This window comes from Longimonas sp. (assembly GCF_040409695.1).
GTDB lineage: Bacteria > Bacteroidota > Rhodothermia > Rhodothermales > Salinibacteraceae > Longimonas.
Window position 1 is genome coordinate 17,841 of the sequence record NZ_JARWGJ010000141.1, and the last position, 10,758, is coordinate 28,598.

The 10,758-nt window shown below is 60.6% G+C and carries 5 protein-coding genes; 4 read left to right on the plus strand and 1 reads right to left on the minus strand.

Annotated elements, in window-relative coordinates; all coding sequences use genetic code 11:
- Positions 1–154 precede the first annotated feature (154 nt).
- The 4 genes from PPP56_RS08825 (at position 155) to PPP56_RS08840 (ending at position 10,024) form a co-directional block, all read left to right on the plus strand.
- Positions 155–5,740, plus strand: coding sequence for a lamin tail domain-containing protein (locus PPP56_RS08825; protein ID WP_353563675.1), 5,586 nt, complete (start codon positions 155–157; stop codon positions 5,738–5,740).
- Positions 5,741–5,915: 175 nt separating this feature from the next.
- Positions 5,916–6,548 (plus strand): carboxypeptidase-like regulatory domain-containing protein, encoded by a 633-nt coding sequence (locus tag PPP56_RS08830; protein WP_353563676.1) that lies wholly within the window; start codon positions 5,916–5,918, stop codon positions 6,546–6,548.
- 6 nt (positions 6,549–6,554) lie between these two features.
- Positions 6,555–8,525, plus strand: coding sequence for a TonB-dependent receptor (locus tag PPP56_RS08835; RefSeq protein WP_353563677.1), 1,971 nt, complete (start codon positions 6,555–6,557; stop codon positions 8,523–8,525).
- A 368-nt stretch (positions 8,526–8,893) separates the two neighbouring features.
- Positions 8,894–10,024, plus strand: a complete 1,131-nt coding sequence (locus tag PPP56_RS08840; RefSeq protein ID WP_353563678.1) for an endonuclease/exonuclease/phosphatase family protein — start codon at positions 8,894–8,896, stop codon at positions 10,022–10,024.
- A 76-nt stretch (positions 10,025–10,100) separates the two neighbouring features.
- Here the strand turns inward: PPP56_RS08840 and PPP56_RS08845 are convergent, their stop codons facing one another.
- On the minus strand, positions 10,101–10,661 hold the full coding sequence (locus tag PPP56_RS08845) for a calcineurin-like phosphoesterase C-terminal domain-containing protein (RefSeq protein ID WP_353563679.1): 561 nt from the start codon (positions 10,659–10,661) through the stop codon (positions 10,101–10,103).
- Between the last annotated feature and the right edge of the window lie 97 nt (positions 10,662–10,758).

The window sequence follows — 10,758 nt, forward strand, 5'->3', positions numbered from 1 at the left end:
CATAGCAGCGCGACGGCGAAGGTATTCATTCCGACAGGACTCCGCCCGGAGCGCATCCTTAAACGAACGATAATGCCATCCGGTGTCAGTTTAGGGAGAGAAAACGTATTCTGTTGGGTAACCCATACCACCCAGCCATCGCCTCCTTCTTTTTATGCCTCTGTGGTACTCCTATGCCTCATCGTGCCGTTTCACATCGCGTGTAATATGGAAACGCGCCGCCCACTTTGCAGGGCTCGTACTCATCGGACTGCTCCTTGCCGCGCAGCCAGCTGCAGCACAACAAGACCTGCTCGGCTACTGGAACTTCAACGACCCTGTTGAGAACGGCAACCCGTGGCCCGCGCCGGTCGAAGCCACATTTGGGGATGCGCAGATCACGTACTCGTTTGATGGGGGCAATCTGAACGACTTCCAAGGAAATACTGGCAACGCCCAAGGCGGCGACCCAGCTGGGGAGAGCTTTTCAGTAGCTGGTGAAAGCGAGAATGGCGAACACTTCGACATTGCCGTCTCTACTGAAGGTACTGAAAATATCGAGCTTGCATTCTGGACCCGACGTACAGGCACCGGATTCGACAACAACACGGTTAGCTACTCGACCGACGGCGGAAGCAACTTCACGCAGGAGTTTACCTTCGATCCCAACAGCACGACAAGCGGGGCCGTCGAGACGTTCGACTTCTCGGGCATTGCAGCGCTAAACGACAACCCGGAAGTCGTCTTTCGCATTACGCTCGACGGGGCCACATCAGGTAGCGGCAACAACCGTTACGACAACATCACCGTACGCGGCGATCTGCTGCCTGCCGAGGGCCCCGTGGCGCTTTCCGCAATCGACGCCCCTGCTGTGCTGAACTTTCAGGGCTTTCGCGGCAGCGGATTTGTCCCGTCGCCCAACCTGGGCCAGCTCAACTCGAATGCGTTTGCCGTGTTTGGCACCGGCGGTGACAACCTGAACTTTGGGGGAACGAAGACAGGTGGCGCTTTCGCGCAGGGGACACGAACCAATGATGCCTTTTCAGGAGGTATTTATGCCTTTGACGTGAGCAAACCTGATAACCTGGACAATGGGTATGGTGCCTACACGCTGGGGCTAAAGCCAACGAGCGGTGACTTTACGCCCGGCACGGTGTACGTGTGCTACGAAAACACAACCGGTACGCGCATCAACGGCGGGCTCGATGTAGCCTACGACCTGTGGGTGCTCAACGATGAAGACCGCAGCCAGTCGGTCGAACTCAAGTACGCGGTCGGCAGCGCCTGCCAGACCGATGACGACAAAGCGAGCAGTTTTGAGGAGAGCGGGCTTGTCTTTGAAATCGACGAACCCGCCGACTCCAACCCCGAGTGGACGCGCAACCAGCTCGACACCACGCTTCCGGCTGCCGTTCCAACAGGCGAGTTCATCACCCTGGCGTTTGTGACTGATGACGTTAGCGGGAGCGATGCCCGTCCGCAGTTTGGGTTCAACGATATTTCGGTGACTCCTCGCACGGCAGATGGTGGGCCCATCGTCATCGAAAATACCAACGACACGCTCTTCGAAGACTTTAACACCTTTCGGGGAACCGGATTCGCCTCCCCCGCCGATCCCGATCAGCTTGACTCACAGGCATTCATCGTGCGGGGCCTCAGCGACGGCGACCTCGCTTTTGGCGATACACAAACAACCGGCGACTTCGCGCGCGGCACCAGTACCGGCGGCGTTACCACCGGCGGCATCTATGCCTTCGAGGTAGATGCAGACGACTTCGCCTGGGGCGCACAACCTACCGGATCCGACTTTACCCCGGGTGCCTTCGTGGCGCGCTACCTTAACGATACGGGCACACGTATTGACGATGTGGCCGTCGCGTACGACATTGAAGTGTTCAACGATCAGGACCGAGCCACCAGTTTCAATCTCACCTACAAGGTCACCGACGAAGACACCTTTACCGAGGGCGGCTTCATCGACGTGCCAGCACTCGACTACACCACGCCGCAAGACGCCGATTCAAGTCCAGACTGGCAGACGGTGCCGCGCGCCGGTGCGCTCACCGACCTCAATCTGCAAAACGGCGAATACCTGCTCCTCCGATGGACGACAGACGATGCCGAGGGCAGCGGCTCGCGCGATGAAATTGCGCTCAACAACCTGTCGCTTACACCTAACCCGCCTGTCGTCGAACTGGTAGACACCGGGGCCGCCGTGTGGTCGACCGACGGCACCGCCGCGTTCGATGTGCAGCTTCGCAATCCCGACGGCACCGAGCGCACCGTAGAGGTGGCCTTTCAGGAAGCCAGCAGCACCGCGAATCCCGCCGACGTAAACAACGTTGGCACACAAACGGTCACGTTTCCGGCTTCAGCCAGCGATGGCGACACGCAGACGGTCACGGTCGATCTGAATGCGTTTTCGGGGGATGCGACCCGCACGGCGCTGTTTACGCTGCAAAACGCCACCGCGGGCACGTCCATCGGGCAGCAGCGCACATACACGCTCAATATTGGGGATGCGCCGCGGGTGCTCATCAGCCGATACGTGTACGCGTCAGAGGGCGGCGGAGGCATCCCACGAGGCATTCAAGTGTGGAACGTGTCGGGCGAAACGATCAACTTCGCAGAGGAGCCGCTTGCGATAAACACATATTTTAACGGCAGTTCATCGCCCACCACACAGCCCACGATACATACCGGCGAGCTGCAGGCCAATGGCGTCTTGCTCATCGGCGACAACGACGACACCGGCGGACTCAGGGCGTTCCGCGATAATACATGTGCTGGGGTCAGCTATTTTGTGCGCGAGCCCTGGTTTAATGGCGATGATGTCGTTGAGCTGGTCCTGGGCGGGCGCACCGAAGACGTGTTGGGCACCATCGGCGAACAGCCCGATCCCGGTTGGGAGGGCAACGGCGTAAGCACGTTCAACCAGTATCTTGGTGTGCAGCCTGGCACCACCGCAGGCACGCGAAACGGCTTTGAGGACCCGAGCACCCGCTTCCTCACACTGGTTGATGCGTCCACCAGCCCCGACGATCTGAACGGATTCTGCGATGCTCCCTGGCCCGAGGTGCAGTTCTTTGCCTCCGAAGCCACCGTAGTTCAAGGGGATACGGAGAGCACTACGCTTGGAGCCACGCTGCAGCTCACCCCGTTTGAGGGGCGCCTCACCGAAACGACGGTCACCTTCGACGAAGCCAGTAGCTCAGCCACCGGTGCCAGCATCGACGGCTTCGACAGCGAAACCGTCACGTTTCCCGCAGGCAGTCCTGCCGATACCACAGAAGCGGTGCTCAACTTCACCTTTCCTGCAAATACCAGCCAGGACGGTCCCCTCGACGCCGTATTTACGCTGGATGTGGAGAACTGCTTTACAGCCGAATGCTTCGCCCAGGCCAGCGGCGGGGCGCTCACGGTCACGATCCTCGACCGGGGGAGCGCCCCGGATGTGCTTATCTCAGAGTTTCTGGCTACTCCAGCCGCCGTGTCCGATGCGAATGGCGAGTGGATCGAGCTGTACAACACTACCGATAGCGATATCGACCTGAGCAACTGGGCGCTGCAGACCGCTGCGGCCACCGATGCCGATCTTTCGGGTACGCTCCCAGCACGCAGCTTCCTAACCGTGTGTCGCAACGACGCCATCAGCGAAAACGGCGGGGTGCGTTGCGATCAGCAGGCGGACATTGAGCTTGACAACGACGGCGCCACGCTTGTCGTGAAAGACGACAACGGCGACCCTGTCACAACCGTCGAATACGGCACCGCCCGCAGCAGTGGTACACTCGATCCGGTAACTGGTGCATCAAATGTGTTCACCGGCACCGCACAGAACAACAACGCCGATCGCTGGGCGGTGGCGGAGCGGCGCGAGAAAGGGTTTCTGTTCACGCGCGGACGCAGTATCCGCACCGACCTGGGCGCGCCCGGACAAAACGGCCCGAAGCAGCAGCTTCAGCCTGCCGCCACGATCGATGGCAACTCGGGCTGGCGGATGCTCGCCCCGCCGGTCACCGACTTCACCGTCGCCGATCTCGATGTGCAAAACATGGTACAGGGCGTCCCTGATCTGCCGCTGGGTGGGCAGGCCAACGTCTATCGCTGGGAGGAAACCGGCTGGGCGTCGGCGTCGTCTGGAAGTGATCCGCTTCCGGCAGGGGAGGGCTTCATCTGGTACATGTGGGATACCTCTGCGCCGGTCAACCAGTACAGTCCATTTCCCTTCACGCTAAGCGGGCAGGGCCCGTCGCCTGCAGACGATGTCACGGTTAACGTCGAAGATGGCGGCACCACCGATAGCGACGGCGACCCGGCAGGAAACGACGTGGAGTGGCATCTGCTGGGCAATCCGTATCCTTATGCCTTTGACCTGAATGCCATCAATCTGGTTGATCAGAGCTTTTCAACTACGGCCCAGATTTGGGATCCAAGCCGAAATGGAGGCTCCGGCTCGTATATTCAGCGCAGCCAGGAAAACGCGGGAGAAGCGCGTCTGATTGGGCCCTGGCAAGGATTCTTTGTATCGCGTGTGAGCGGGAGCGCAGCTACGCTGACCTTCAACGCAGACGGTCGTCGCCTCGCGCCCACCGCGCCCAAATCAGCTGCGCCCGATACCCGGCAGGCACGCATTGCCTTCACGCTTTCGGGATATGATGGTGCGGGGGCCATCCAGACGCATGACGAGGCCTTTGAGGTGTTCTTGCATCCCGACGCTACAATGGCGTTCGACGTACGCAGCGCTGTGAAGCTCTCGCCCATGACTGGCACGTACGTTACCCTGTCCGGATACGGCACGCGCAATAGCAAGCCCATCCGGCTTTCGCGGTATTCCCTTCCGTTTGCGCTGGATGCGCCGGTATCGGTACCGGTGGTTGTAGATGCGCAGAACATCGATGACATAGACCAGCTGACGCTGCGGTGGCCCACTCTGCAGGGCGTGCCTACCGGTTGGCAGGTCTATCTTCGCGATCTGGAGACGGGTGCCGAGATCAATCTGCGTGAAGCCCGGGCGTACACGTTCGATGCCGACCCCGCTACCATGAGCACCGCACGGGCTACCACAAGCACGATGGCGCACGGTCCACATACCGCTACAACGATCGACCAGCATGTCGAACCGCTCCATGAGGGGGAGGAGGCTAATGTACGCTTCGAGATTCACATCACTCCCACCGACGAGTTTGGCGATCCGCTTCCGGTTGAACTGACTGACTTTACAGTACAGACAAGGGCTTCCACTGCCACACTGCAGTGGACGACCCTCTCCGAAACGGACAATGCCGGCTTTGAGGTGCAACACCAGGGGCCCGACGCGGCGGACTTCGCTCCGCTTGGCTTCGTCGCCGGGCAGGGCACGACCGACGCTGAAACGACCTATCGCTTCGAAACCGACCCGCTGCTTCCCGGCACGCACCAGTTTCGGCTGCGCCAGGTGGATACCGACGGCACTGCCACGCTTACCGAAACCCAGCGCGTAGCCGTGCAGCTCGACCGGCCCGCCGAACTGGCCGTGTATCCGTCGCCGGTACGCACGAGTGCCACGGTTCGCTTCGCCGTTGACACCGCACAGGAGGTCGTCATTGATCTGTACAATACGCTCGGTCAGCGCGTGCAAACGCTGCACCAGGGCGTTGTTGCGCCGCATCAAACCACCAGCGTGCAACTGCATGCCGCCGCGTTAGCCAGCGGACTGTACATCGTTCGGCTTCGGGGCGAGTCTGCCCAGCAAACACAGTCGATCATGGTTGTGCGGTAGCCGGCATAGAGGCGATCAGCGGCTGGGGAGAGGGGCCGAGTTTTCCGCACAAGGCATAACGACGCAAGGCATAACGAAACGATAGCACGCCGTTAACACAGCCATGATATGTTTGCGCGGTTGAAGCGCTATCCTGCAGTGTGTTTAACCCGTTCACGCATTGCATCTGACCCTCATGGTTCGACCTGGCCACGCATTCCCTATTCCTATTAACGATACCCCGCATGTTCGCAGCGCAGTTCTGGTCGTGCTTTTCAGCCTCTGCATGGGGCTGCTGCTGGATGCCGCGCCGGCTCGTGCGCAGTCTGGCACCGGAGTGCTTGAGGGGGTTATTCAAGATACGGAGGGCGAGCGGTTGCCCGGAGCCACCGTGCAGCTAACGGGCACCGACCTGGGAGCTGCTGCCGACGCGCAAGGCGCATTCCGGCTTGCGGGCATTCCGGCAGGCATGTATCAGGTGCGCGTTCGGTTTGTGGGATACGTGCCGTTGGAAGACGAGGTGACGATCGAGGCGGGCGCCACCACGTCGCGCACGTTTGCTCTTGAGATGCGCACGGTCGCGCTGGAAGATGTGATCGTTTCGGCCCAGAAACGCCTGCAGGCCGTGGAAGACGTGCCGGCGGCCATCTCGGTTGTGGATGGCCAGACCCTGGCTGATCTCGAAATCGAGGAGTTCGACAGCTTCTCGGCGTATGTGCCTGGACTCGAAATTCAGCTGCAGAGCCCAAACAACCCAGGCTTCGTAGTCCGTGGTATTACCAGCGACAGTGGCGATTCGCGCATTGAGCCCCGTGTTTCGGTGTTTTAAGACGGCGTGTCGATCAGCAAGTCGCGGGGGTCGGTCGTTGAGCTGTTTGATATGGAGCGCGTAGAGGTGCTCAAGGGGCCGCAGGGTACGCTTTTCGGACGTGGCGCGCAGATCGGGGCGGTGCATCTCATTCAGAATAAGGCCCGCCAAGAGCGCAGCGGACGCCTTACGCTGGGCACGGGCTCGTTCAACGAGCGCTATGTGACGGGCCACGTGAATACGCCTCTGAACGATCAGTTTGCGCTGCGCGTGGCTGGCATTTATTCTACCCACGACGGCACTATCAGCAATCGCATTGGCAACGATCTGAACGGCAAAGAAACGATTGCAGGCCGCTTGGCTCTGCGCTGGACGCCCACGGATCGGACGCTCGCCGACCTGATCGTAAACGTGCAACAAGATACGCCTCCGGGCACGTCCTTCAAAAGTGGTACATTCCCTGCCATCGATGGCTCTACCGACCCATTCACGGCTGCATCGATGGGGGGCACAGATCCTGTTCTGGGCGATGCTGATCTCTTTGTAGACCGCACGGTGTGGGGAGCCACGCTGCTGGTCGATCATAGGCTCGCCTCTAACTGGACGCTCAACAGCATTACGGCCTATCGCGAGTTCGACTCGCTGGAGCGGTTCGATGCCGACGGCACCGCGGCGCCTGCCCTGCAATTTGACGAAGAGGCATACGGCCAGCAGTTCAGTCAGGAGCTGCGTGTATCGTTCGACCCGGGCGAGCGCATTGGCGGATTTGCCGGGGCCAGCGTGTTCTGGGAAGATGGCTTTCAGCGCGTTCCCTTTCGCACCGACGAACGCAGCTTCTATGCGCTTCTGTCACCAATTCTGAATGATGCGCTCCCGTTCGACATCCCGGTCGTACCGCTCGTGAATCCGGATGGAACGCCAAACCAGAGCATATCCACGAATCCGGTAACCGGCCAGCCGCTCAAGACCAGCCACGAGGAAGTCAGCACCAACTTCGGATCGCTCACGGCCGTTGAGCTTTTTGTGGATGGCACCGTAGCGCTTACGCCAGCCTGGTCGGTAACGGCCGGACTGCGTGGGACGTATGAAGATGTAACCGGCGGCCTCGACGTCCCCCCGTCTACCGAAGACCCCGGCACCCTCGGGTTTGCACTGGGCGCTGGCCCCAACAATCTGTTCGCGCCTACCGACGGACGGCTGTCTCGCAACGAGACGTTTACATCGGCGGTCGGGCGCCTGGCTACGCGTTACGAGCTGGCCGAGGCCGCAAATGTTTTTGCCAGCGTGGCCCGGGGTCGCCGTCCGAATGTGGTGCAGGTTAGCGCCTCCGACACTAATGTCTTAAACAACGAAATCGTATGGAGTTACGATGCCGGGGTGAAAGGGCGCGGGGTGCAAGATCGCCTACAGTACAGCCTCTCGGGCTTCTACTACGACTACTTTAACTTTCAGACAACGGTCACCGAACTCACCGAAGACGGACTCGAAAGCGAAATCCGCGACTCGGGCAATGCAACCGCCTTCGGAGTGGAGACCGATGTGCGTGCGGCGCTCGCTTCGGGCCTCTCGGTCTTTGGCAGCTACGGCTACGTAAATGCGACCTTCGACGATACCGACAACGAGGGCATCGAGCAGGAGCTGGCCGGCAATCGGTTTCGGCTCACCCCCGAACACACTTTCTCGCTTGGCGGCGAGCTAAGCGGTACCGTGCCTTCTATCGGACGCTTGTTTGTGCGGCCGACCGTTACCTACAAGTCGCAGGTGTTCTTCGAAGAGGATAACGAACCGGGCATTGAACAAGACGGGTATGCGCTGCTCAACATCCGGGCCGGAGTCGATCTGGCGGGCGGGCAGTTTTCTATTTCCGGATACGTGGAGAACGCCACCGATACCGAGTATCTGATCGATGCCGGTAACACCGGCGGCGCGTTTGGCGTGCCTACGTTTATTCCGGGAGCGCCCCGCACGTTCGGCATTCGTATCACCGGACGCCTCTAAGTGCGATTCGTACGCTGCCGCAGCAGCCTGCGCATCCCCCTAACTTACCCATTGGGGGGTGCCCGGCTGCGCCAAGGCGTGCCTGAAGGCCTGGGGGATAAGGAAGGCCTGAGTCATAAGGGATGCGAAAGGGTGCCGCTTGTATGGGACGTTGTGCCCGTACGGAGAAGTGGGGTGGAAGAGGTTACCAGGCAACCCAAACGGCGCTTGCTTGCCCACCTCCTCTGCTTGCCTACCTCCTCTGCATGACAAGCATGCGAGAGCAGTCGTCGTGGGGAGGGGAGCTCGTAGCGCCCTGATCGCAGGGAAGACGTACTCCTGAGGGCCAGATTAGGAAATTGAAACAGGTTCATAATCAGCAATCACGCATGCGTATACTCAAGCGCGTTTTGTATGGAAGCGCAGCCCTCGTGCTGTGTGTCGTTGTAGCCACTGTTGCCTTTGCCCTCTGGGCGCAATCAAGCACGTTGCCCGACGAGGCGCGCGCTACCGTCACGACATACGAACACGCACCGCTGCAGGAAGCAATCCCCCTGCGCGACACCCTCTCGGTCATGGCCTACAACATTGGCTATCTGTCGGGCATGACGAACAACCGGCCGGTTGAGCGCCCCCCAGCGCTTTTTGAGCGGAACATGGATGCCGTGCTGACGATGCTTCGCGAAACGGCGCCCGATATTGTTGGACTGCAAGAGATCGACTTTGTAGCGGAGCGCTCGTACAATGTGCATCAGTTAGACACGCTGGGCACGCGCGCCGGATACCACGCAGGGGCGCAGGCCTTGAACTGGGACGTGCGGTATCTGCCGTTCCCCTCGAACGATCCGGCATTCCACTTCGGGCGTCTGCGCTCGGGACAGGCGGTGCTCAGCCGCTATCCGATGGGGACGCATGAGCGCATTGAACTGGCGCGCACCTCGCGTCCGTTTTGGAACGACGCGTTCTACCTGGATCGCCTTGCGCAGGTTACCGAGATAGCCCTCGGCACCGATACACTGGTTGTCGTCAACGTGCATCTGGAAGCGTTTGAGCAGGCGACCCGAGAGGCCCAGGCGCGCCAGGTGCACGATCTGGTGCGTTCGCGTCTATGGGAGGACGCCCCGACCGCAACCGACACGGCCCCCGATCGTGCGCTGTTGCTGATTGGAGACTTCAACAGCGTGCCGCCGGTAGCGCGTGAGCTGCTGCCTCCCGAAGAACGCGACGCGTTTTTGGGAGATGAGACGTTCGCGCACCTCCTGCAAGACCTGCCCCTCCAGTCTGCCTTCCCCGATTCGATGTACACGCATGCGGCAGAGGCTACCACCACGTTTCCCGCAGATGCGCCTACGCGCGCCATCGACCACATCTACTACACGCCGCATCATATAGAAGCGATTGCAGCCGAGGTGCTGAACCCTCCAGGCCCGCCCTCTGACCACCGCCCCGTGCACATGCGCTTCGTGCTAAAGGAGAAGGCCGTCCGGGATATCCGCTTCGCTCCTGATCCCGGGCTATAGGACGAAGCGAGGTGGGTGAAGCCCCATAGCCCAGCGGAGCCGCTCGCAGCCCAAATTAAGAAATCAAAACAGGCTCTTACTCCCACAGCTCATGCCGCCAGTAGCGGGGCGGACGCTCTTCGTGTACCTCGACCGTAATGGTATCGGTGTAGGTATGCCCGTTGCGGTCGGTGCTGGTCACCGTTATCCGGTGGGCTCCCTGCGGCAACGCCGGTAGCTGGGCGCGCCACAGGTGCATGCTACGATGTGCGATAGAGCCCTGGGGCCGAGGCGGAGCCGGACCGAAGCGGTTCCCGCGGAACAGCTCGACCCCTTGCGCACGCTCGTTGCCCGACTGGCTTTCGTATGCAATGCGGGCCACAGCGAGCTGGCGAATCGCAGCAAACGGATCGGCCCACTCGGCGCCACTGCGAAGGGCTTCGCCCTCGCCCTGCTGGGTGCGCTCAAAAGTTATGCGCTCGCCGCCCGGTAGCGTAGCCTCCACCGTGGTTTCGGCCGACCCCGCCCAAACGTTGGCCGTGAGCCACACGCCTGCCTCAATGTCTTGCGGCGTAAGCACGTTTGGGTCAGGAAGATCGTTGATAGAGCGCGGAGGCACCGCATCCCGCTCCTCTTCGGGCTGTGCAGCCCAGTTCATTAGGCTCTGTTTTAAAAGTCTTGGATGGGGTATCTTACCGACTGCCGTATTAACGACTGCCGTACCAGTTTCTGATCACCAACTTCTGTTTCCCGAT

What these genes read in the sequence shown, in the direction of transcription:
- PPP56_RS08825 (WP_353563675.1), top strand. Translation starts at nt 155, where the DNA reads ATGCCTCTGTGGTACTCCTATGCCTCATCGTGCCGTTTCACATCGCGT.
- PPP56_RS08830 (WP_353563676.1), top strand. Translation starts at nt 5,916, where the DNA reads ATGGTTCGACCTGGCCACGCATTCCCTATTCCTATTAACGATACCCCG.
- PPP56_RS08840 (WP_353563678.1), top strand. Translation starts at nt 8,894, where the DNA reads ATGCGTATACTCAAGCGCGTTTTGTATGGAAGCGCAGCCCTCGTGCTG.
- PPP56_RS08845 (WP_353563679.1), bottom strand. Translation starts at nt 10,661, where the DNA reads ATGAACTGGGCTGCACAGCCCGAAGAGGAGCGGGATGCGGTGCCTCCG.